A 24102-nucleotide genomic window follows, 5' to 3' on the forward strand; every position below is an offset into this window, starting at 1 on the left:
GGTTCCCCCCATGAGCGACTGCCGTGGTCCCCCCCATGAGCGACTGCCGTGGTTTCCCCCATGAGCGACTGCATCAAGACAGGGCAGTTAGGACATGACAAAAGTCTCAAACCCTTTGTAAGCGCAAGAGTTTGACTTCTGACAAATGACTTGTGACTTCTGACTTCTGCTATATCTCACTTTTTACATGAGTTAAGGATTAATTTATTTATACTTTTTGAAAAAAATCTAAACTTTTATTAACATTTCGTAATTTTAATTTACTCCAACTTCTTATTGTATAAAATACGTGATAATCGATATTGCCAAGGTTGGGGTTTTTGATAATTCTGATTACTGCAGAGTAATTCCCGATTACCTATTACCCAAAACCCAAAAAACAACGACAAATAACACTACCGAAAAAATCGGACAGTATAAATGTATTATATCTTCATTCCAATACATTTATACTAATTGTGAATTTTCCTCTAGAAAATATAGTTAAAAATTCAAATTTCCCGATTTACCAAACACCAGGTATCCTAATCTCTCTATGACTTCCAGTCACAGTGATTTATAGGGGTTTGCCACCGTTATAGCAGAAGTCAAAAGTCAGAAGTCATTTGTCAGAAGTCAAACTCTTGCGCTTACAAAGGGTTTGAGACTTTTGTCATGTCCTAACTGCCCTGGCGACTGCTATACGGAGTTTCCCTACTCTCGGAGGTTTTAGCTGTCCGGCAAAAGAAGCCCCACACCTAATGCGTAGCATAGGTGTGGGATGAATTTTGCACAGGGTATTATAAAATTGCTATAATATATGTACTGATAAACAAAGCCGTTCGCGTAGCGTGGCCTACGGCCTTAAATGCTGGTTTGTCAGCCACTTACGTGCCTAAAAAATAGAACTCATTGTATTGTTCCGGTGCGGAGGGGCATCCCGTGTCGTTAATAAAGCTTACCGAGTATCCGAACGCGCCCCGCGTCGGCGAAAGCCGATAGTGATGGCTGGAGTTGGTAAGAAGCCCACACTGTAATCTTCGATTCAGTGTGGGAGTATGTCACATGAACAGATTTCACTAACCCCTAACCACTGACTGAGTTAAGGCTTGTTCGTAGCATTGACCAGCCCGATCCCAGGTGTATTCATTCTCGATCAATGAACGCGCGTTTTGAGACAACTTTGCTCGCAGCTGTGGGTCTTCAAACAAACGAGTGATGGCACTAAGATACTCATTAACATGATTTGCCCGCAATGCTCGCAGGGGTGTATTGGCACCATCAACCGCCAGTCCCTCCAAACCGCGATCGCTTCCCACTACAGGTACCCCAGCCGCCATTGCTTCCAGGGTCTTGTTTTTAATGCCAAAGCCAGTCCGCATCGGTACCACACAGATAGTTGCTTGATGGAGATACTCTACCATTGATGGCACACGACCGGTGACCGTAATTCCCGACAATTCTGCCAACGACCACACCGAAGGTACTGGTCTTGCTCCTACCAGGTCCAGCTTAGCATCTTGATAGCGTTCTTTAATGGCTGGAAAGACCTCCAAGCTGAAAAAGCTTACAGCATCAATGTTGGCTCGGTTATCCATAGCTCCAATAAAAACTATGCGATGTCCCCCTGGGTCAGCAGTGCGTTCGGTAAATTGAGTCAAATCTACCCCATTTGGAATCACCACCATTTTACCCGATGGCTTGTAGGCAGCTATCTGGCTTTGATCCTCCGGTGTTGTGACCACAAGACCAGTAAATTTGGCACAGTATCGTTCCTCATAGCGGCGCAACAGGGGTAAATTTAACTGGTCTCTCAGCTGATTTTCCGAGGTTCCTGTTTCCAACTGATTACGGAACGTACCATACACAGAACTGTGAATATTCACCACCGTTCCCAGCTGCTGTCGCCATTCTGGTCGTACATATATTTCATTTACACTATGTTCACAGGTAATAATGTCAAACCTTCCAGCCGCCACAGCTTCATCCACCCATTGCTGAATGTCCGGGGAGTAGAGATGTAGCACACTGGGGGGGATGCCTTGGCGAATAAAATTACTAAATCGCTTTACTTTGCCCCAGATTCCTCCTGAGGGATCACAAGGCTTTGGTTGGGGGAAAACCACCAATTCATCTACCCATTTCCCTAGTTTTTCCACTTCCTGATCCGTGACATCTTCTGAACGTTGAGTAATCATGGTGATATCATGACTTAACTTAAGATGTTTTAGTAAATTAAATGTCCGAACCTGAGTTCCTCCCCTAGTGGGGGGATAAGGAAAGGTGGCAGATAGCATGAGAATTTTCATCATATCTTCAGGTTAGGTAAGAAAGCGATGCAGCGCGGTCTTGGGGGTTCCCACGGGGCTTACAAGGTGCGGACGCAGGTTCCGCACACAGCCCCTCCCCATGAGCGACTGCATCAAGACATTGCTATAAGTCATATCTAGTTCGTTGTAACCGGACTTGATATCAGGTATCCAAGAGGATAATTTAATGTCAAAGAACCAATGAATTGAGTGGCTTGATAGTTTCATCTATAACAATACAATGATTCAACGAGTCCCCAAGGTGAGTGTGTGTATTCCTACATTCAATCGCGTGAATTTACTTCCTTATGCGATTGACAGTGTTATTAAACAAACGTATCAAGACTGGGAATTAATTGTCTGTGATGATGGTTCAACTGATGACACTCCTGAGTTAATGTCCCAGTATCAGGATAGCCGAATTAACTACATCCGTCACCCCAAAAATATTGGCAAAAGTAATAATATGCGCTCTGGATTTGATGCCGCATTGGGGGAATATTTTATTAAATTTGATGATGATGACCGGCTGACACCTGAATTTTTATCCAAAACAACGGCTATTTTAGAGCTAGACCATAGTCTTGATTTTGTTGGGACAGATCATTGGGTAATTAATATTAATAATACTAGGGATGAATCAGCTACAAAATTCAACTCTCAGAGGTGGGGAAGAACTAATTTAATCGAAGGTATTGTTGATAATTTAATTGAGGTTGTTTTTATTCAGCAGAGCTTTCAAATTGGCGCTACATTATTTCGAATGCAGGCGTTTAAAGACTTGGAATTTATGCGTCATAATATCCAAAATTGTGAAGATAATGATTTATTTGTTCGGCTGGCTATTGCGGGAAAGAAAGCCTATTATTTACCCGAATTATTAATGGAATATCGATTCCATGCCCAACAGCAAGGGATTAGTCGAGCAATTCCGTATTTAAAGGATAAACTGCATTATCTAGAAAGTTATAACTTTGAGTCAGAAATGTTGGAGACAGTTAGGCGATCGCGCCTGACGGAAACTAAGCTACTACTAGGATTGCGGCTGATTGAAATTGGACAAACATCAACCGGACGTGAATTAGTTTGGTCAGGAAAAGCTTGCTCCCCCTCAAAAGCTTGGGTTGCTTTGGTGTTGTCCCTATTGCCAGAAGGGTGGCGTTCTCAGGCGTTTAGTGTGTTGCGTCAATTCAAGGAATAGACTCTCTGGGAATTCGGGGCTAGAAAAAATCTGATTAAACTGCCAAGGCATTGGCAGCCTCACCATGGTGAAACAAATTTCCACTCTCTTGGTGCCCGTTCCCTTGGCGAGGTTCCCTTACGCCTTGTCGCACCCCCTTTCACAAGACTGCTTGTAAGCATATGCGCTACGCGCACGCTACGCGAACAGCAGTCAGCAGTCAGGCGTCAGCTTATTTTATTCAAAGCACCTCAAGTAGCGATGCAGTCAGCCAAAGGGGAGGCAGAGGTGCGACCCGTGGCGAATTTAATTCGCCTACGGAAAACGCACCATTACGGTCTTGGGGAGGCAGAGGTGCGACCCGTGGCGAATTTAATTACGGGTCAAGCGCACCATTACGGTCTTGGGGAGACAGTGCCGACCTGCGGGGGTTCCCCCCATGAGCAACTGCCGTGGTTTTGGGTCTGTAGACCCAAAACCACTCGCTTTTGGATCAAGACAGCGTGCCCGTAGCGCATAAACACCTCAAGTAGCGTGGCCACAGCCCAATCGCTGAGAGCTCAGAGCTCTCAGCTGATGGCTGATGGCTGATGGCTGAGAGCTGATGGCTGACGACTGCCTAAGTATTTTTACTTAAATAATCCTGGTGTCTTGCTAGTTTCTAGAGTTTTTTGGATGGTTGCGACAGTTGAGCCTTTGAATCTAGCATACAACTTCTCCCTTCCCCCCTCTGTGTACTGATCAAACCGTTGCTAAACTGATCAGTTTCAGGATCTATGAACTTGCTCTCTGACCGTGGGGGAGATAGAATCTCGGCTTGACGTAAGAATTCTTAACAAAATTTTTCATTAAATCAGTTTACTCTAATAATTTGGAAAGATATTCGCTTGTCTGTAAGTAGTAATACAAATACCGTCAACTTTAGGAACAAAAATAAAGAATGAGTACCAATTTAGCCACCAAGTTACGTGAGGGGACAAAAAAATCCCATACCATGGCAGAGAATGTGGGTTTTGTCAAGTGCTTTTTGAAAGGAACCGTTGAAAAAACCTCCTACCGGAAATTAGTATCCAACCTTTACTTCGTCTATTCCACGATGGAAGAAGAGATGGAGCGCCATCGGGAACACCCCATTGTTTCAAAAATCTACTTCCAAGAGCTTGATCGGAAAAAGAGCCTAGAGCAAGACCTATGCTATTACTTCGGTTCTAACTGGCAACAGCAAGTAGTACCCTCAGTGGCCACTAAAGAGTATGTCCAAAGAATTAAAGATATCTCTGAGAAGGAACCAGAACTATTGGTTGCTCACTCCTACACCCGCTATTTAGGGGACTTATCTGGTGGACAGATTCTCAAAAAGATTGCCCAGCGGGGGATGAATTTATCAGATGGGCAAGGTACTGCTTTTTATGAATTCAAGCAAATCTCTGATGAGAAGGGATTCAAAGCCACGTATCGGCAAGCCATGGATGAGCTACCCATTGATGATGCCACAGCGGATCGGATTGTGGAAGAAGCTAATGCTGCGTTTGGCATGAATATGAAGATGTTCCAGGAACTAGAGGGTAATCTGATTAAAGCCATTGGTATAATGCTATACAACACCCTGACCCGTCGTCGCGTTCGTGGCAGCACAGAACTGGCTACAGCTGAGTAAGCTTATTGCACAAACTGCGATTAGCACCAAAGATGGGTGGCGACTAATCACCTTAACTAGAAATCAAGGCGATTAGCTTTCGTCTCCTGTGATTAGTTATTAGTAGTTAGTAGTTTTGAGGTAAGCATTCAGCCTATCGCTATCAGCGATTAGCTTATGCGCTAGGTTGAATGCTTACGTTTTGAGTACTAACTACTAAGCACCGATAGCAGAATTAATTACCTAGTCCCAATCTCTGTAACCCTGACATTGTAAGCCTTTGAGTTTTGTGAAATGTGTAATCAACTTTGTGTATTTGCTTAGCCGAAACAGAGAAGGTATACCCCTCTCAAGCGTAAAATTCAATATCCTCTCCACACTGATCCACTAGGTAACACAGAGCCCGAAAACGTAGGCTAGCTAATTGCTCGTAGAGAGGGTTGAGCTTACATAGGGGAGGGATGTGTAGTACTAAGTGACCGAAAAGTTTTAAATCCCGCTCAAAGGGACATTGACCAGGAATAATTTTGGAGAGGAATCTAGCTAGGGTTTGATCTGTAATTTCTATTTGATCCAGCCATCGGCGCACAGGTTTTAGTAAATCAACACGTTTGTTGGGCAGTGGATCACGCGGAGTTAGACTGGTATTGAGATCAGCTACCTGTGAGAGGGATGGATTGGTACTTTGCTTGTTAGTTCTGAACATGGCTATACATCTCTAAATTTAATCAATAAAGTCCTCAGCTAAGGCATTCCTATAGGTGCCCTTGACCTTGGCGAATTAAATTCGCCACGGGTCGCACCTGTGGAATGGCTTTTGCAGAGTTCTAATTAAGTAGGTAGACATCAAGTAATCAAACACGATTACTATTGAGCTGTATTGCCATATTGGCGGTAATTTATAAAAATTTATATAGCTATAATTCATAGCATGTCCGGTCGCCTAGGTATTGTAAAGCTTGTGTAATTAGTAATAGGTAATTGGGATTACTCCCGAGTTATTACCTATTACCACAAATAACAACTATAAACACTACCAAAACAACCGGACATGAGCTCAATTGTTACCACTTAACTTATTAGGTAAGCTTTCATCATTCAGCATTCAGCTATCAGCCATTCTTAATCAGCTTTCAGCTCAAAGCCATAATAAATAAGCTTCTTGAACGCGCACGCGTGGCCTTTTGGCCAGGGTTTTCCATTCTTAAAAAGCTGATATATTACCTTATTTCAAGCATAAAAATACAATGGAAAAGTTTGGTAAAGGTTAAAAGAAGAAAGACCAATCAAACTATGAAATTTTGATAAAACTAATTGGTTGACTGTTGGCTGTTGCTGGTGAACACTCAACAGCCAACATCTTATGACACTACCAAAACAACTGCACAGGAGCTCAAGTGTTACCACTTAACTGATGAGCTAAGACTTCAGCATTCAGACTTGGCTAAAAGCCACGCTACTTGAGGTGTTATCAGCCATTCTTAATCAGCTTTCAGCTCAAAGCCATAATAAATAAGCTTCTTGAACGCGCACGCGTGGCCTTTTGGCCAGGGTTTTCCACTCTTAAAAAGCTGACATTACCCTGGGTAAGCTCATCTAAATTTGTATCAAAAACTACAGATAAAGGTTTAAAGATGGTATTATAATTATAATTTAATTTTAATTAATGTTAACAAACTGCCTATATTCTCAATAATCCTGTTATTTCTTCTGTGATTTGAGAAAGCTGGAAATTTTAATTGCGATTCGACATTACCGACGCGGGGCGCGTGCCCGACGACTTCTTTTTTTCTTGCTCAAAGTAAGCCAAGATATTGGACTCGATAGGACTAATATACTGGTTTTTACCGACGCTTTTACCAACTTCAATGAAAATAGGTTAACTGCTTATTTTCAGTTACAATTTATACTAAATTCTATGAGCTGACCATCACAGCTTACCTGATTTCAAGGACAAAAATACACAACAAAGGTTTGGTAAAGTTTTAAAGAAGAAAGACCAATCAAACTATGAATTTTTGATAAAACTAATTGGTTGATTGTTGACTTTTGCTGGTGAACACTCAACAGCCATCATCTTATATGATCTCATACCAAGTTGCGCTCAAACGTACAACTTTCTCTTCCCCCAATCTTCCCATCTCCCCATCTCCGGATCTACTATCTTTGAATGCAACTCGGTATCAGGATAATTACCCTTAATAAAAACCTCCCCCATCTCCCCATCTCCCCATCTCCCCACACTCCCCAGTTACCAATTACTGATTAGGGAGTGTGGGATTAGGAATTAGGGATTGGGGATTGGGGTAACCCAACCACAGTCGGTTCTGGCAGTGCGCCTTGCATCTTGCCTAACCAGTCAATCAGGCTCTCTAGCTGTTTATTCGTCTTGAGCAGACCTAAACCACGAACCGTAACTTTACCAGGAGAATAGACAAAACGCGATCGCAAATGTTGGGGCAGGTTCTCTTGCAGTAACTTCCAGGCTGGTTCCTCCATGGGTGTTTCTAGGAGAATGTGTTGTTTACCCTCAGGTCGAATTCGGGAAAATCCCAAAGACTTCCCTAACTGTTTTAGCTCCATCACCCGCAGTAATTGCTCTGCCACGGAGGGAATTGGACCATAGCGATCGCTCCAATCTGCTGCGATCTGTGCTAACTCCTTTTGGGAGGCTGCTGCAGCTACTCCTCGATAAGCACTGATTTTTTGGTCTATATCTGGAATATAGTCAGCGGGAATAAAGGCTGTAATCTGAAGGTCAATCTGAGTATCATCTACTTGGGGAATTTCTTGCCCTTGAATTTCCTTAATCGCTTCTTGCAGCATTTCCATGTAGAGGTCAAAGCCAATGGCTTCCATCTGACCGGATTGTTCTACACCTAGGAGATTCCCCACCCCTCGAATTTCCATATCCCGGGTTGCTAACAGATAACCTGACCCGAGTTGAGTGAACTCCTGAATTGCTCGTAAGCGTTTCTTGGCTGCTTCTGAGAGTACCTTCTGGTTAGGATAAAGTAACCAAGCGTGGGCTTGAATCCCCGCCCGACCTACTCGTCCTCGCAATTGGTAGAGTTGGGCAAGACCAAATTTGTGAGCATCTTCGATCACAATGGTGTTGACTCTAGGAATATCTAGCCCAGATTCAATAATCGTAGTACACACTAGGATATCTGCCTCACCGTTGCTAAAGGTGAGCATAATTGACTCTAATTCTGCTGGGTCGAGCTGACCGTGAGCAATGGCGATTCTGGCCTCAAGGATCATTTCCCTGAGTTCCGCAGCAACTTCTTCAATCCCTTCAACGCGAGGTACGACATAGAATACCTGACCGCCTCGGTCAAGTTCCATACGAATGGCGGTGCGGACAGCTTCTGGTTTATAGGGAGATAAGTGGGTTTTAATGGGACGCCGTAAGGGTGGTGGTGTAGTAATTAAACTCATTTCTCGTACCCCCGATAAGGACATATAGAGGGTACGGGGAATGGGAGTAGCGCTGAGGGTCAATACATCTACCTGAGTTTTGAAAGATTTAATTTTTTCCTTCTGGTTGACACCAAACCGCTGTTCTTCATCTATCACCAGCAGCCCTAACTCTCGAAACGTTACACTTTTCCCTAGCAACTGATGGGTACCTACCACCACATCTAACTCCCCAGTTTTAAGGCGTTGAAGAATATCACGCTTTTCCTGGGGGCTACGAAAGCGGTTGAGTAGACCGACATTGATGGGGTAGGGAGAAAACCGTTCTTTGATGGTATGATAATGCTGCTGAGTAAGGATAGTGGTTGGGGCAAGGAAAGCTACTTGCTTGTTAGAGGTCACAGCTTTAAAAATAGCCCGAATTGCCACTTCTGTTTTACCAAACCCCACATCCCCACAAACTAAGCGATCCATAGGGCGATCGCTCTCTAAATCCCGTTTCACATCCTGTATCGCCTTGAGTTGGTCAGGAGTAGGTTGGTAGGGGAAAGAATCTTCTAATTCCTGCTGCCAAGGGGAATCCGCTGGAAAGCAATAACCAGACTGCTGTGCTCGCTGGGCATAGAGCTTCAGCAAATCCACCGCTACTTTCTTAATACTTTTACGGACACGATTTTTGGTTTTCTCCCAGGTTTTACCAGACATCTTGTGGAGTTGAGGCAAACCCGTACCTGTATGTCGAAACCGAGATAGTACTCCCAACTGATCCGCTGCCACCCGGAGCAAACCATCAGCGTACTTGATCACCAAATACTCACGAGTTTCATTATTTATGCTTAATTTTTCCAGCTTGAGGAACTGACCGATCCCATGATTCTTGTGAACCACATAATCCCCTGGACGTAGCTTATTGGGGTCAACCTGTTGGGAGGCAGCACGGCGGCGCTTACGGATATAACTGGGAGTTGCCAAGGTATGCTGCCCAAAGAACTCCCGGTCAGTCACAACCACGATGCGGTAAGTAGGGAGGATAAATCCCTCTAGTTCGGCTAAGCCCGAATACTTGACCGCTACCGCTGTCCTCTGGATATTTAATTTTTCAATAGCTGGGTAATCCCGAGGGTTGGGGACAAACTGGGCAGGACAATCATGTTCTTGGAGCAGGGCAACGGAACGACTAGGTTGGGCAGAAACCAGCCAAATAGAGAAACGGCGATCGCTCTGCTCTCGGAGTACTTCTGCTAGTTTGGCAAACTGGTGGGGTGTTACTGGTACAGAGCGGCTAGCCAGATTAACGGCATTTTGGGTAGTTTCTTCCACCAATTCTGATAAATACAGGATTGGTGGAAGGTTAGTAGGTTGTTCGCGTAGCGTGGCCTTTTGGCCAAGGTTGGCTGGTGGAAGGTTAGTAGGTTGTTCGCGTAGCGTGGCCTTTTGGCCAAGGTTGGCTGGTTGAAGGTTATTAGATTGTTCGCGTAACGTGGCCTTTTGGCCAAGGTTCGAACCTTCAACCTGAAACTGGTTAACCTTCAACGGTGGTGAACCTTCAACCTGAAACTGGTTAACCTTCAACGGTGGTGAACCTTCAACCTGAAACTGGTTAACCTTCAACGGTGGTGAACCTTCAACCTGAAACTGGTTAACATTCAACGGTGGTGAACCTTCAACCTGAAACTGGTTAACCTTCAACTCTAGAGCATGATCAAAATAACGATGGAGACAGGGCAGGGAATGATTCAGTTCCTCTAATTGTTCTTCGGCATGTTCCACCCAGCGATCGCAATGGGCAGCACACTGTTCTGGTTCATCAATGACAATTAAAGTATTTTCTGGCAGGTAATCTAGTAGAGAGGCTGGCTGGTCAAAGGCAATACCCAAGAAACGGCGGCTACCCTCTAAAGACTGACCTTCCTCGAAAGATTCTTGCTCCTGAGGTGAGAGATAAGATTGGATTAGTTCAGCCTTTGAGGTTCTCAGCACTTGGCTAATAATGTGACCAAAATCCGTGGGGGTCAGCACGATGCCGTCAATTTTATCCAGGGAACGCTGGGTTGCGGGGTCAAACTCCCGCAACTGCTCTAACTCATCCCCGAACCATTCCAGTCGCACTGGCAATTCTAAGGCTACCGGGAAAACATCTACAATATCACCCCGCCGACTCCACTGACCTTCTGTTTCCACTAGGGGAACCCGTTCATAACCCAGCTGTGCCAACTTTTGATCAAGGTTTTTGCCATCCCAAGTCATGCCCTGGTTAAGGGTAAGGCAGTAGGGCTTAAAGGCATCGACAGGGGGCAAGTGGGGTTGGAGTGCTGCTTGAGTGGCAACAATAGCCATCCCATGAGTTGAACGTTGAACCAATGAAGGTTGTAAGTCCGAACTTTCAACTGGCAACCTGTCAACCTTCAACCTTTCGACCAAATCTGCCAATACTTGCATTTGTCCCCAGGTCATTTCCGACTCTGGGTCAAAGGGTTCATAGGGGGATGCTTCTGAGGTGGGGTATAAGTGGACTGTATCCCAACCCATGGCTTCCAGTTGGGTTGCCCAGCGACTTGCTTCTTCTAGGGTGCTACAGACTACGAATAGCAGACGTTGGTCTGCCTTGGCCAGGGCTGATGCTACTAATCCCTTTGGCAAACGGGGAATACCATTCAGAGATAGAGACTGTTGGCGATTGAGTTTCGTGAGTAGTTCACTGGTGAGAGGGGAGTGCTCTAGTGTCCGAATGATCGAGGAAAGTGCCATTAGTTCAGTGGGTACTTGACAATAGGGCTTCCAGGATAGCTGTTTCTCTCATTTTACTAGGAATAGCAATGCCTGGGGCAAATTGACTGTTGTTGAATAGGTTAACTTATCTCACCACTGGCATTACCACTGGATGCAGGAGTGTTTCCAAGTCCGTCGGTCTACATTAATTTATTAGGACTTACGCAAATACCTCAATTTTACTCTACCTGTAGGGTGGGCAATGTTTTGCCCACCCTACAGGTAGAGTCTGTGCGTAAATCCTGTTTATCTTGAATAAGGCGAAATCCTTTTTAGGTCAAGGATTCGGCTATAACAGTTTCAGGGGTTACGACTTGATTGTTGACTAATCTTTAGAAGATTTAATCCTCTTAGGTTAGATTAAACAGATATTACCGATCAAAATTTCAATTAATTTCTAGCCAAGATAACCAAGAGCTATCGATAAGAAATACATTACTGACTCAAGCAGCAATAATGGATAATACTGACTTGAATAACTTTAATAATAAAACTCCTCAGGTTCTCGTGGTTGATGATGAGAAGATCCTACGCTTGGTGCTACGTCGTAGCTTGACAAAGGAAGGATATAAAGTCATTGAAGCTAGCAACGGTGAGCAATGTCTGAATATCTGTGAGCAAAAATTGCCAGACATTGTGCTGTTAGATGCCAGAATGCCCATACTTGATGGGTTTACCTGCTGTGCTAAATTGAAGGATAACTTTGGTTCCGAATGTCCTCCTATACTAATGATTACAGCACTCTATGATGAGCAATCTGTAGAACGAGCGTTTGAAGCCGGTGCGACGGATTATATAACTAAGCCAATTCACTGGCCAGTTTTGCGACGAAGAGTACGTCGTTTGATTGAATCAAGTTGGACAATGATACAGTTAAAAATCGCCAATAAAGAGTTGGAACGCCTCGCTACTATCGATGGCTTAACCCAAGTTGCCAACCGCCGAGCCTTTGACAAATATTTTAACAACGAATGGTATCGACTGGCACGGGAAGAAAACCCCTTGTCTTTAGTATTGTGTGACATTGATTTTTTTAAGCGTTACAATGACACTTATGGACACCAATCAGGAGATGAGTGTCTTAAACAAGTTGCTCAAATCCTTGGTGAAGCAGCAAAGCGTCCAGGGGATCTGGTGGCTCGCTATGGGGGTGAGGAATTTGTGGTAATTTTGCCGAGTACTGATATACAAGGCGCTATTCAGGTAGCAGAGACAATTGAAACTAAACTCTACAAAAAGGCGATCCCTCATTCTGGTTCTCTGGTGAGTGACATTGTTACCGTCAGCCTGGGGGGTGCCAGTACGATTCCCTCAGTAAAATCATCCCCAGATAATTTATTTTACGAGGCTGATAAAGCACTATATAAGGCAAAAACTGCCGGTAGAAATCGCCTGGTTCATGTTAGTTACTAATGAAAAAATCAGTAGTCATTAGACTTAAAATATTTTGACGCCAACTAGCATCTTTTCTACGGTCAGTAGGCAATTCTAACACTCTAATGCCTTGGCTAGGAAGTGGGTTTAAACCTTGCTTGAGCTGCTGCAATGATTCAATCAGCTGGTGCTCTACTCCATAAGTCAGACACAACTGTGAAAAATTGACATCTTGGGGTGTGGCAAAGAATTCTTCAAAGGGTGGGTCAAATTTGGCAATGGGCAACATCTCGAAAATGCCACCACCATTGTTATTAATTAATATAATGGTTAAATGACCAACAAACTTGTTTTTAATTAGGAAACCATTGCTGTCATGCAAAAATGCTAAGTCACCCGTTAGCATCACACTACTTTGATTACGATGAGCAATACCTAAAGCTGTTGATAAGGTACCATCAATCCCATTAGCGCCCCGATTAAACCAAGGTCGAATCCTCCTGTTACCAGGTTTCCAAAAGAACTCCACATCTCTGACTGGCATGCTGTTAGCAATAAATAGAGGTGTTTCCGGTGGTAGACATTGGGACAGTAACCAAGCCGCTTTCCCTTCAAACAACTGACTCATTTTAGTCATTGTTTGGTCAACCTTTGCCCTGACCTTCGCTTCAGCCTCACACCACTTTTTTAGGTAAGGTTGCAGGTTATCAGGTTGCAGGTTATCAGGTTGCAGGTTATCAGGTTGCAGGTTATCAGGTTGCAGGTTATCAGGTTGCAGGTTATCAGGTTGCAGGTCATCAGGTTGCAGGTTATCAGGTTGCAGGTTATCAGGTTGCAGGTTATCAGGTTGCAGGTTATCAGGTTGCAGGTTATCAGGTTGGAGGTTATCAGGTTGCAGGTTAGAATCGTCAACCTTCAACCTTTCAACCTTCAACCTGTCAACCGTCAACGATGGTGAACCTTCAACCGTCAACCTGTCAACCGTCAACCTGTCAACCGTCAACTTGTCAACCTTCAACTGGTTAACTTTCAACTCCTTTACCCATATCCCCAGTTGTTCTACACTCATCCGCAGATGAGTTGTTTTGCCATGGAGGGGGTCGAGGTTGTGGTGGCTAGGGTCAATCACCCAACGTCGCGGTTGACATTTATCCAACCAAGCACGCAGTTCTTTGCTAATCGGTAGTTCACCAATGTGAATAACCATTGTGGGTTTTAGCTGTTGCGCTAATCGTGGATTACGCAGGATCAAGTCATAGGTGGAAATTAGATTGGGGTTGAGGTCGCAATAGTTTCTTACCGGTGAGAGCCCTTCTGCTAGTACAGGCCATCTTAAGGTTTTGGACAAGGATGCGATCGCATTACAATAGTCTTTGGGATTTTGGGGTTGAGCTGGACCAGCGATAATTATTCCTTGCTGGGATTCTTGCCACTGTTGTATGACTTTCGCGGTTGCAGGTTGCAGGTTGTCAGTTACAGCTTGCAGGTTGTCAGTTACAGCTTGCTGCTGACAGTGAGCGAAGAATTCTTCTGGTTGTAATTGGGATTTTAATGGGTTAGTGGTTGTGTCGGGAATGGGTGGGAGGGGGTCACGGAAGGGTAGATTTAGGTGTACTGGACCAGGGGTAGGAAAATGTGTTAGCGGAGTGCTGCCAAAGGAGGCTCGCTCCCAAGCATGAACTACGGTTTGCCGTAGATAACGGAGCATACTGATATCAGCTTTAGGGACCGCTAGGGTACTTTGCCAGTTGGGATAGTTGCCGTATAATTTGATTTGGTCAATGGTTTGTCCGGAATGACAATCTTGGAGTTCTGGGGGACGGTCAGCAGTCAAAACTAATAGTGGTACTCGGCTTTCTCTGGCTTCAATCACAGCGGGATAGAAATTAGCCCCAGCCGTGCCAGAGGTACAAACCAGGACAACTGGTTTTCCTGATTGTCGAGCAATGCCTAAGGCGAAAAAGCTGGCTGAACGTTCATCTAGAACTGGAATCGCCTCGATCTGTGGGTGTTGAGCAAACGCAACAGTTAGAGGGGTTGAGCGTGACCCTGGACAGATGATTGCTGTGGTCAATCCCAAGCGCTGTAGGGTTTCTACCAGGATGGAAGCCCAGAGGCTATTGGTGTTGCGAAAATCAATAGGCATTCAATTATGTTAATCAACATTTAATTCGAATATTGTGAACTACCCCAACCTACTTGGCCTATGGCCACGCTACGCGAATGTAGAGGTTGGGGCTTCCAGCTTCACGGAAGAATGCCTCAACTTGGACGGACGTCCACGTCTTGGTCTTACTTCTTCTCCACTGGCGTTAACCTCCCCCGTCCCAGAGGAGGATAGCATTCTGATACCTTCTGCTCTGATATTATTTGCCGCATTACCATCTCTGTCGTGATGAGTTCCACAACTTGGACAAGTCCAAGCCCTTACATCAAGCGGTAACTCCTTGATTTGATAATGACAATTAGAGCAGGTTTTAGAGCTGGGGAACCACCGGTTTATCTCAACCAATACCTTTCCTTCTTTTTCACACTTATAAGAAAGGAAATTGACAAAGATTCCCCAACCCAGGTCAGATATTGCTTTAGCTAGTTTATGGTTACGAACCATGCCCTTGACATTTAGGTTTTCGACTACCACTACTTGATTCTGATCAACTATTTTTCTGGATAGCTTATGCAGGTAGTCTTGGCGGACATTTCCAATCCGTTCGTATACTTTAGCTACAATTTTTCTGGCTTTTTTTCGCCCGTTACTGCTCTTCTTCTTTCGAGCAGCGATACGTTGCTTTTTGGCTAATTTTTTTTCGTATTTAGCTAGATGCTTGGGATTACCAAATTTAGAGGTCTTTTCGCCGTCGTAGGTGATCGCAAAATCTTTGATGCCCAAATCAATCCCGATAACCTTTCCTTCTGTGGAAGGCTGCCTGTCCTCTGATTCATACTCCATCAGCACAGAAGCATAGTATTTCCCAGACGGAGTCCTGCTGACGGTAACAGTCTTGATTTCTCCATCTAATGGTCGGTGTATTATTGCCTTGACAGTTCCCAGTTTTCCAGGAAACTTAAGGCAATCTCCTACGCGGCATACGCGCTGTGGATATTGGATTGATTGGCGATGATGATATGACTTGAATCTAGGATATTTTGCTCTACCCTCAAAAAAATTTTGATATGCACGGCTAAGATTTAGACTCACAGCTTGCAACACCTGAGAGTAGCAATCTTTTAGCCATTCAGTTTCTTTATCTTTTTTGAGTTTTGGCAACATAGCATTGAGGGCAGCGCGAGACAACCCTTTACCGGTTTCTTTGTAGGTTTCTATGCACTGATTCAATGCATAATTCCACCACCAGCGGGCACAGCCAAAGTGCTGAGCAAGTATATGAACTTGTTCTTGAGTTGGATAGATCCTGACCTTGACTGCTTGATGTCTTATTGCTTTGACCTCATTTATCGACATATGTACCATTATATATATTTTGTGGTACATCGTCAACCCATCGCTAAAAGTTTTTGTTCGCTTAGCGTGGCCTACGGCCAAGGGGCTATCCATCCCCACCCGTCGCAGGGATGGGGAATTTCGCCCCCTCAAACTCCCCTGTTACGGTCGATGCCTGGTATTACCCAGGGCACCTCCGCTTCAGAACTGGACGTGAAACTTTCGCCTCATCCAGCTCCTGAATATCCTCAACCTTTCGGTTTGCCTTTCGGCTTGCTCCAGTGGATTTCTTGGTGGCAGCTTTGATGGACTGCCATTAGATTCTTGCGTTTCCAGTTGGCGTGGTTTCCATCGACGTGATGAAGGTGTACAACCTGGTCGTTCAAGAATTTGTGTCCGCAATGTCCACAGGAATGGTTTTGCCTTTTTAAAGCCTTGGCGGTAGCATCATCGTATAGTACGGAGTTTCGCATGCTCCAGTAGACTAAGTCTCCGTCATAAGGGGACTTGGTTCCTTTTACGTTTACGTGTTGGTTTTGTTTATACCCGACTGCTGGGAAGCTTTTCTTGCATAGTTCGTTGGCTTTGTACCGGTTTACTTTCTTTTCCTTGCGGAACTTACGGTTTGCGGTCTTATTCAAGAACCATAAACTATCTCGGGAACTGCTCATGTCACAGCTTTTGTGGTAGTTTCTCCAACCACGTACGATGGGGGCTAATTTTTGGGCTTTTATTTTGGCACCATAATTCGAGTTGTTGACCACGGTTTTTATCTTCTTCCGGAAGTTTCTATGGTTTTCCTCTGAGGGAGTGCATCGGAACTTTCCGTTTTTCTGGACTCGGAATTTCCAACCCAGGAAGTCAAACCCGTCTGTCGTATTGGTTAGTTTGGTCTTTTCTTGATTTACTTCTAAGCCGCGTTGAGCTAGGAAGTTCCTCACTTTTTCTAGAATTTTCTCAGCATTATCTTTTGGCTTAAGAATAAATACCATGTCATCCGCATATCGGATGCTAGAGTGTATATTCTCTATTCCGTCAAGTGCAATGTTGGCTAGGAGTGGGCTGACTACACCGCCTTGGGGCGTTCCTTGCTCCGGGAATTCCGGATTGATGCCTGCTTTTAGACATCTGAATATCCCCATCTTCAGACTTGCAGGAGCTAGCAATCTATCCATTATGGAGCTGTGGGAGATGCGGTCGAAACACTTTTTGATGTCTAGTTCTATTACTCTTTTTGTGATGCCGTTAGAGTTTGATTTTAGATGTAGGAACAGGCGTTTTTGTGCGTCTTGGGCACATCTGCCTGTTCTGAATCCGTAACTATCGGCACTGAACGTAGCTTCATGGGCTGGTTCGAGAGCATATTTTGCTAAACATTGCCATGCTCTATCTTGGATTGTTGGTACTTTTAACATTCTTGTACTCCCGGAGACGAAACCTTAGAATAGGGCAGCCTTTATGGTTGGTCGGCTATGGGCAAAAGGGTCAAAACTTTATGATTAAGGCTGCCCTATTCTTGCGGTAACTTCTGACCGTTTTTATTAGGTATTGGTATTTCCCTCAACCCTTGATGCGTCCAATTTTCCGCACGGTCGTTTAGTTTTCCTAGTACCTCGAACCGTTCTTTGTAGCTTAGGGACTTTTTCCCATCTACTCCGGCGGTTTTCTTTCCTTGATTAAGCTGTGTCACTTGGCGGATTGCCATTAATTGAGCTGAGCGGGATTTCAGAATCAGTTTTTGTAAAGACCGCGCCTTTCTCAGGTCACCATCTCGAACCGCTTTGTACACTCGCTTCTGTAGGCGGAAAAGGTTCCGGCGGAGTTGTTTCCACTTTTGGCTTTTCCATAGGTCACTATATCTATTTGACATGTGTCTACCCATGCTCTCCATTAGTTTTGTGTATTCTGGATACCCGCCACCAGTTTTGGGTGGCATCCTACCCGACAGTGGGGATTAAGTCGGCATAACTTACCGAGGTTCGACTATTCCTCAGACCCATACTTGCTGTCGTTTTTACTCGTTCCGTCTGTCAGATTGTTTTGGTGATTTAGGGCAGTCCAATTTGCCTACCCTCTTCTCAGAGATTACAGCTATCACGAAAAGAATGCTGTGAGAATGAGAGGGTCAAGTCGCACACTATTTACATCTCAGATTGTGGCTTCATTCTTAGACACTTTTCTAGGACTAGTTTTACCCTTGTCACCTCCCCGTTAGCGCCAGTGATACCTATCTGCTTTGGTTCTGCTTGCGCCCTGTTGCCAGCTTCACTCTGTGGAGTTGCCGCCCACTCGGTGTGGCCAGGTAGGGAGTCACTTATCTCTTCAAGGGGTGGGTTTTCACCACCATCCGAAAGACAGTTAAGAATCTTTGAGGGTGTTTCCTCGCGATTCTCCTAACTCTTACCCCTCTAGAAACTAGAGGCTCTTAGTTAGAACGAGCCGCACCTTCGTTAAATGTTGATTTGATTTTGTTGACCGTTGAGGGTTGAGAGTTGACAACCGAGGTTTTACTGCCCTAATGTAACTTAAACATAAATATGAGTTAAAATCGGATATAATCTATGTATAGAAGCTATTTCAGGTTAAAATATTCGTCTCTAAGACAGACAACTCCTGACTCAGAAGGAAGAAGGTAAATTTTAGGTAAGCATTCAGCTGACCACTGACCGCTGACCGCTGAATGCTTACTGGTCTTGAAAGTTTCCTGCATCATTCTTGGTGATTAGCCCAATAAGTATATAGATACTTAAAAATCAGCTATTAGCACTCAGCATTCAGCAGGTAGTGCCTTAGCTGAATGCTTACAATTTTAGATGGGGCCCTTATCCCCATCTAAAATGCAGCCACCCAGAATTTGTGGGGGATTCTTTCACGATCACAAACATGGAACATTTAAGGATTGAATACATCGCCAGGGTCATGAATTGGGAAGCTAATTCTATGCTTGAAGCAACGCTATGGATACTTACCACGCTTTTTATAGGAACTCTTATATCTAGTCTTTTTCATCGCTTCAGGTTTGGTGCAACAGTTGAGCAACTAATCGAGACAAGATTTTACGAGGTTTTACCAGTACGTAGCCTTTTTTGGGCTTTATTTTGTGCTTTTGGTTACGGACTAGCTTTTACCTCGTTCGCTGCTTTGACAAATATTTTTCAATTAGTTTTTAATGAATCACGATCATCTGAAACCGCATGTAAATTACTTTTAAGCGGAGGATTGGCATTTTTATTTGCTATTACACTTAAATCTTTAAAGTATGCTCTTCTGAGAATTCCAAATCAGAAGCCTCTACCTGTCAAAACAGATGGAGTATCAGTTCGTTATGGAATTCATCCTCGCTTGTTAAAAACTTTGGGTTTTGAACGATTTCCTAATGAAAAATCTCCCAAAAATGTTGAAGAGCGGATAGTTAGATATTTAATTGCTGTGATAGGTGTAACATGTATAGGATTGATCTTTTTTATCCTATTCAAAAATAATGAATACAATTTTGAAATAGATTTTACCACTTCAATACAGGATGTTTTATCGCAAATACCTTCTATTCAGACATCTTTTATATTAACCACTATTGCCATTATTCCTACGCTAATTGTGTTGATAATATTCAACAATAGGGATTACACATTCCTGAATTTAAATCAATCTTTGCTTGTTAAAGTTGGGATTGTTTTTTTGAGTATCTTTTGCCTTAGGTATTTAAATTTAAAATTCTACACGACTGTAGTTATAGTTGCAATAATCTTGTCTTTATATGGGCTGCGAATGATAGCAGACTTAATCTTAGAATCGTCGTATACAAGAGTTAAGCGAGTATATAATCCCATTGCAGAAAAAATTAAGCATTACACCTCATATCTTGAGCAAATTTATATTGACCCACAACTAAAACTAGGTTCACTACAGAAAAATCAACTGGCAGATCGTATCAGCAGGGGTTGTAAGAATTTAGAAGAGCGAGGAATCTTTGTTGTTCGGAACTTGGCAAGATTCTTGAACTTGGTTGAGGTTCAATATGAGGAATTTGCCGTTGCTATGCTACGTTACCTCACTGTACGGCGGTATATCACTCTTGGTGGTGCTTCTGGCACCTATCGCCCACTTCAGCGTCCTGCTGTACCCATGTGGGATTATGACCTATTTCCTCTTCATCCTCCCAATGGCTATGTGAATTGGATTGATCCGCTCTGGCTTCCTAGCCAATGGGACGTTGTAGAAACATGCTGGAGGTGTGGAGGAACAGGGCAAGTTATGACAACTGTTACTGAAACTGATTCAGAAGGTAATACAAAAACCCGTAGAGAATATGAAACTTGTGGTACATGTAGTGGCAGTGGGCGGTTAAAGCACACTCAAATTCTTAATACCCAATGGCAAAGGATGATGCCCCTAGTTACATATCCTAGTATTCCTATACCTGAACTGGTTGAGGATGCAGAAGAGAAAGTTTTCTACCGTCAACCAATCACAGAAAACTTTGTTGCAGCAACTGAACAGGCAAGAGCAGCAAATGCCAACAATCTTATCCTACAGAAAATGTATCAAACTGGAAGTGAGCTTAAACAGCTTCACAAGCTTCATAAATCAGAGGTAGAAAACTTGCATAATGGCTATCTCTATCGTGCAGATTTTCAAATTGCTTCTTTTCGGATGATAATGATTGAGTTTGTGAATTTAGGTAGACGTTTTGGATGGTTCTTTGGACGACGACCTGAATTTTACTTCCCTCAACTACCGCTCTCTTATAGTGCGGTTTTTACCTTGATGTTGCTGCCTCCTCTTGGGTTGGCTCTCTCGATATTTCTTTTTAGATTTTCAACAAAAATTTTTCCTTTGCTAATTTCATGTATTAAGGTAGCTTTATCTTGAATCCCCAACGTGGTTTTACCTTGGCGATCGCTACTTACCGAAAGTCTCCAAATGCCGATATGCCCTTAAATAGCATGAGCAGACCACTTATTAAGATAGCAATCGCCAGCCCACCAGCCACTAAATCCAATAAGTTAGTATTTTCCAATTAAGGAGCCTCTCACCTTGATCAAATGCTAACCCAAAAGTCCCCAGTCCAAGTCATCTCTCATGCTGTCACTGAAGCAGGCATCTACCAAGTACAGCAGGGCTACCGAGTAGAAGTCAGCAGCACCGAGACTTAGTTTTACTGGCATCCAGGTATCTTTCGGGTTGTGCAAGAACTCAGGGAGTGGTTGCGACCTCAAGTCCACGTTTGTGGAAACGTTGGAGGCTTTTCGGACAGCAATGTCTTTTGGTTTTTGGCGATGGATCCAAACACAAACGAACGTATTGGCAGCTTAAATCAAGGATTTAGGCTTTGTTTGGGGCTAATTTCTTTTAAGTCCCGCTAATGCTTAATCCCTAATTCCTACTCCCAGATCCGCTGTTACCTTTGCTATAATTCCTAATCCCTAAAAAAATTGTCTAACATTTTTAACAAATTCATTGACGTTCTCAAAATGGATGTTATGTCCACAATCAGCAATGACGTTTAAATTAGCTTCTGTACAAAGTGTTACTATTTCTGAGTTAATCGATTTAAATTTATGATCATACTCTCCAACTAGCAAAAGCAAAGGAACTTGATTATGTTGGAGTGATTCCCACAGAGATGGTTGGCATCCTGTACTGATATGACGCAGAGATTTAGCTAATTCCAGAGGATTATTTTGTTGTCGAATCTTGATCATCTGTTCAAATTTAGGATGCTGCTTGAGGGAGCTGAACAGAGGCTGATTGTACCAATTTGATAAGAAGGTCAATAAATCCCCAGTTTCCAATTTTTCGGCAATTTGCAAATCTCGCTGACGGCGCTTTAATTGTTCTGCTTGAGTCTTTAGCCCTGGAGATGCTGATTCGAGTACTACTTTACTAAAACATTCGGGGAAATGAAGGGTCATGTAGAGAGCCAATCGACCTCCCATAGAATAGCCAACTAAAAAGCATGGTTCAAAGTTTAACTGCTCTAGTAATTCCTTTAAGGCGTGAGCAGTGTTTGGCATAGTGTAGCACTCATCCCCACCTAAAACTTTGGTCTTACCATGACCAGGTAAATCAACAGCTAGACAACAAAATTCCTCACAGAGTAATGATATTGCTTCATCAAATTCCTGGCTGCTACCCATGAATCCATGGCAAAAAAGAATCCGTGGTTGCTCTCGATTTCCTCTTAACTCATAGTGAAACTTATATAGCATTTATCAAATATAAGCGCGTTAATTGCAGTTATGAGGTACGCTTTTTAACCTCAAAGTCCCCCTTTTTAAGGGGGATTTAGGGGGATCGCTTTGTACCTCATAGCTATAAGAATTGCTATAATTGTTACAATTCATGATATCGAAATTATTTTAACTGATTATCCAACAGCAACGACCAATGAACACAGGGTTAAACTAAGGCTTTAAGAAGCACCATTAGCTTCAGGTTAATTTCCGCCAGTTCTTTATTGGGATCAGAACCAGCAACAATTCCAGCACCAGCGTAGAGTCGAGCATGATTACCTGCTATCAAAGCAGACCGAATCCCAACGATAAATTCACTATTGCCTTGATAATCTATCCATCCGAGGGGAGCAGCATACAGAGAACGGTCAAAGGTTTCGTAGTGTCGGATTTGCTCACAAGCAATTTTGGTAGGAACACCAGCCACTGCTGGAGTAGGATGCAGTTTCGCTATAATCTCTAGGGGATTGACATGAGCTGGTAATGCTGCTTTAATCGGAGTCCATAAATGCTGGATATTCGACAGTTTCAGCAGTTGGGGAGATGGCGAAAAATCCAGTTCCAAACCCAGTTGACAAAGACGTTGGATAATAAATTCACTCACTGCGTTATGTTCACGTCTCTCTTTTTCACTACTAAGTAATTGGTTCGCCAAATCCGCATCTTCAGCTGGGGTTTGACCTCGTGGAGCAGACCCTGCTAAAGCATCCGTCACTAACTGATGGTCGTAAATACTAATCAGACGTTCAGGACTAGCGCCAATAAAGTTTTTGCCTTTGCCGTTACTGATCGAAAAAATATAGCAATCTGGATAGTTATGGCGCAAATTGTCCAGAGAATCTACCAGATTAAACGGTATTGGTGAGACGACATCGACGGCTTGGGAAAGGACAATTTTGCTAAATTGATTGGCTTGGATAGATTTTAAGGCTGATGAAACCGATAATTTGAAGTCTTTGGCTTTTTTTGAATCTTGCTTGAGAAATTCATGATGGTTAGCCTTACCAGTAAAACAGTAGAGCAGACGACCAGAAGAGGTGATTAGATTGAACTGCCGACCTACGCTTTCGACCAGCCAATCCAGATTAACTTGAGAGTTGATTTCAAGATTAGCCACTACTACACATCGGCTTTGACAAAGTGAAATTTGCCAGCGAGGTAGAAAAATAGTGGCAGATGGGAAAGGGTTGTTACTATTAAACTTGTCAGCAAAAAACGTAAAACTACAGAAGAAATGAGGTCCAGCCAATCGCTGCTCTATTTCACCACTAATTATGGTGTTAGCTAAACATGAGTCGATAAATTGTTGTGCTTTATAGAACCGTTGTTCACCAGCTAACTTAAGGGATACAGCCGCATCAATAGCAACAATTGATTCTTGATTACTTATATTTTCAAAATAGAAGTGTAGGGGCTCGGGGGTGGCGGCAAAAGGGGCGGCTCTATCCCGAATTGCCTGAAAAACCGCCAGTGGGTCGAGGGGTGAAATTTCTTGAGAAATACTGGCAATTTTGGCAATACCTTGTTTTTGAGATTTTTTCTGGCAGGCTAAGAGAAACTGATGTAACTCTTTAGGCTCATGAAAGAGGTTAGCAGGGCAGGGAATGACTAACATATATAGGCTTTCTTGAATTACAGGAGTGTTTACCTCAATGAACAACAACACAAACGCGATTGGCCGTAGGCCACGCTGCGCTAACGCTCTTTACTACATAGTTCTTAACTTGTTTTTACATAACTTTTTAACTTACAGAATT

13 protein-coding genes and 2 pseudogenes are annotated in these 24102 nt (G+C 43.5%); 5 read left to right on the plus strand and 10 right to left on the minus strand.

What is annotated here, in order from left to right; translation table 11 throughout:
• Positions 1-1058 precede the first annotated feature (1058 nt).
• Positions 1059-2288 (minus strand): glycosyltransferase family 4 protein, encoded by a 1230-nt coding sequence (locus tag F6K38_RS11080; RefSeq protein ID WP_008179804.1) that lies wholly within the window; start codon positions 2286-2288, stop codon positions 1059-1061.
• Between the two features lie 241 nt (positions 2289-2529).
• Here F6K38_RS11080 and F6K38_RS11085 point away from each other — a divergent pair, with 241 nt between their 5' ends.
• From F6K38_RS11085 to F6K38_RS11095, 3 genes are all read left to right on the plus strand, one after another.
• Positions 2530-3489: a glycosyltransferase family 2 protein gene (locus tag F6K38_RS11085; RefSeq protein ID WP_287249519.1), complete on the plus strand. Its 960-nt coding sequence runs from the start codon at positions 2530-2532 to the stop codon at positions 3487-3489.
• Between the two features lie 276 nt (positions 3490-3765).
• Positions 3766-3981 (plus strand): hypothetical protein, encoded by a 216-nt coding sequence (locus F6K38_RS11090; protein WP_131827057.1) that lies wholly within the window; start codon positions 3766-3768, stop codon positions 3979-3981.
• Positions 3982-4408: 427 nt separating this feature from the next.
• Positions 4409-5125 carry a biliverdin-producing heme oxygenase gene (locus tag F6K38_RS11095; protein ID WP_008179810.1) on the plus strand — a complete coding sequence of 239 codons (717 nt, stop codon included), beginning with the start codon at positions 4409-4411 and terminating at the stop codon, positions 5123-5125.
• 328 nt (positions 5126-5453) lie between these two features.
• Here the strand turns inward: F6K38_RS11095 and F6K38_RS11100 are convergent, their stop codons facing one another.
• Positions 5454-5810 carry a Mo-dependent nitrogenase C-terminal domain-containing protein gene (locus F6K38_RS11100; protein WP_008179812.1) on the minus strand — a complete coding sequence of 119 codons (357 nt, stop codon included), beginning with the start codon at positions 5808-5810 and terminating at the stop codon, positions 5454-5456.
• A 1574-nt stretch (positions 5811-7384) separates the two neighbouring features.
• Positions 7385-11272, minus strand: coding sequence for a transcription-repair coupling factor (gene mfd, locus F6K38_RS11105; protein ID WP_008179815.1), 3888 nt, complete (start codon positions 11270-11272; stop codon positions 7385-7387).
• Positions 11273-11749: 477 nt separating this feature from the next.
• Here mfd and F6K38_RS11110 point away from each other — a divergent pair, with 477 nt between their 5' ends.
• Positions 11750-12706: a GGDEF domain-containing response regulator gene (locus F6K38_RS11110; protein WP_008179817.1), complete on the plus strand. Its 957-nt coding sequence runs from the start codon at positions 11750-11752 to the stop codon at positions 12704-12706.
• Here the strand turns inward: F6K38_RS11110 and menD are convergent.
• The 5 genes and pseudogenes from menD to F6K38_RS11135 form a co-directional block, all read right to left on the minus strand.
• Positions 12696-14813, minus strand: a complete 2118-nt coding sequence (menD, locus tag F6K38_RS44145; protein ID WP_008179820.1) for a 2-succinyl-5-enolpyruvyl-6-hydroxy-3-cyclohexene-1-carboxylic-acid synthase — start codon at positions 14811-14813, stop codon at positions 12696-12698. The two genes, F6K38_RS11110 and menD, sit on opposite strands and share 11 nt — an antisense overlap.
• A gap of 69 nt (positions 14814-14882) precedes the next feature.
• Positions 14883-16106, minus strand: coding sequence for an RNA-guided endonuclease InsQ/TnpB family protein (locus F6K38_RS11120; RefSeq protein WP_044492296.1), 1224 nt, complete (start codon positions 16104-16106; stop codon positions 14883-14885).
• A 251-nt stretch (positions 16107-16357) separates the two neighbouring features.
• Positions 16358-17530 (minus strand): annotated as a pseudogene (locus tag F6K38_RS11125) (group II intron reverse transcriptase); the annotation flags it as partial.
• A 107-nt stretch (positions 17531-17637) separates the two neighbouring features.
• Positions 17638-17991, minus strand: a pseudogene (locus tag F6K38_RS11130) (reverse transcriptase N-terminal domain-containing protein); the annotation flags it as partial.
• A gap of 690 nt (positions 17992-18681) precedes the next feature.
• Positions 18682-18822 (minus strand): hypothetical protein, encoded by a 141-nt coding sequence (locus tag F6K38_RS11135; protein WP_154659858.1) that lies wholly within the window; start codon positions 18820-18822, stop codon positions 18682-18684.
• Positions 18823-18992: 170 nt separating this feature from the next.
• Here F6K38_RS11135 and F6K38_RS11140 point away from each other — a divergent pair, with 170 nt between their 5' ends.
• Complete coding sequence (locus tag F6K38_RS11140) at positions 18993-20981, plus strand: zinc finger-like domain-containing protein (RefSeq protein ID WP_131827063.1); 1989 nt, start codon at positions 18993-18995, stop codon at positions 20979-20981.
• Positions 20982-21535: 554 nt separating this feature from the next.
• On the opposite strand, the gene menH is transcribed toward F6K38_RS11140, so the two are convergent.
• Positions 21536-22321, minus strand: coding sequence for a 2-succinyl-6-hydroxy-2,4-cyclohexadiene-1-carboxylate synthase (menH, locus tag F6K38_RS11145; RefSeq protein ID WP_008187019.1), 786 nt, complete (start codon positions 22319-22321; stop codon positions 21536-21538).
• Positions 22322-22511: 190 nt separating this feature from the next.
• On the minus strand, positions 22512-23960 hold the full coding sequence (locus F6K38_RS11150; protein WP_008187020.1) for an isochorismate synthase: 1449 nt from the start codon (positions 23958-23960) through the stop codon (positions 22512-22514).
• Between the last annotated feature and the right edge of the window lie 142 nt (positions 23961-24102).

It is taken from the genome of Moorena sp. SIO3B2 (assembly GCF_010692525.1).
GTDB classification, from domain to species: Bacteria; Cyanobacteriota; Cyanobacteriia; order Cyanobacteriales; family Coleofasciculaceae; genus Moorena; species Moorena producens.

Excerpts from the sequence above, each read along its gene's own strand:
- menD (WP_008179820.1), bottom strand. The coding sequence starts at position 14,813 with ATGCCTATTGATTTTCGCAACACCAATAGCCTCTGGGCTTCCATCCTG.
- F6K38_RS11140 (WP_131827063.1), top strand. The coding sequence starts at position 18,993 with ATGGAACATTTAAGGATTGAATACATCGCCAGGGTCATGAATTGGGAA.
- F6K38_RS11085 (WP_287249519.1), top strand. The coding sequence starts at position 2,530 with ATGATTCAACGAGTCCCCAAGGTGAGTGTGTGTATTCCTACATTCAAT.
- mfd (WP_008179815.1), bottom strand. The coding sequence starts at position 11,272 with ATGGCACTTTCCTCGATCATTCGGACACTAGAGCACTCCCCTCTCACC.
- F6K38_RS11100 (WP_008179812.1), bottom strand. The coding sequence starts at position 5,810 with ATGTTCAGAACTAACAAGCAAAGTACCAATCCATCCCTCTCACAGGTA.
- F6K38_RS11095 (WP_008179810.1), top strand. The coding sequence starts at position 4,409 with ATGAGTACCAATTTAGCCACCAAGTTACGTGAGGGGACAAAAAAATCC.
- F6K38_RS11110 (WP_008179817.1), top strand. The coding sequence starts at position 11,750 with ATGGATAATACTGACTTGAATAACTTTAATAATAAAACTCCTCAGGTT.
- menH (WP_008187019.1), bottom strand. The coding sequence starts at position 22,321 with ATGCTATATAAGTTTCACTATGAGTTAAGAGGAAATCGAGAGCAACCA.
- F6K38_RS11080 (WP_008179804.1), bottom strand. The coding sequence starts at position 2,288 with ATGAAAATTCTCATGCTATCTGCCACCTTTCCTTATCCCCCCACTAGG.
- F6K38_RS11135 (WP_154659858.1), bottom strand. The coding sequence starts at position 18,822 with ATGATGCAGGAAACTTTCAAGACCAGTAAGCATTCAGCGGTCAGCGGT.
- F6K38_RS11150 (WP_008187020.1), bottom strand. The coding sequence starts at position 23,960 with ATGTTAGTCATTCCCTGCCCTGCTAACCTCTTTCATGAGCCTAAAGAG.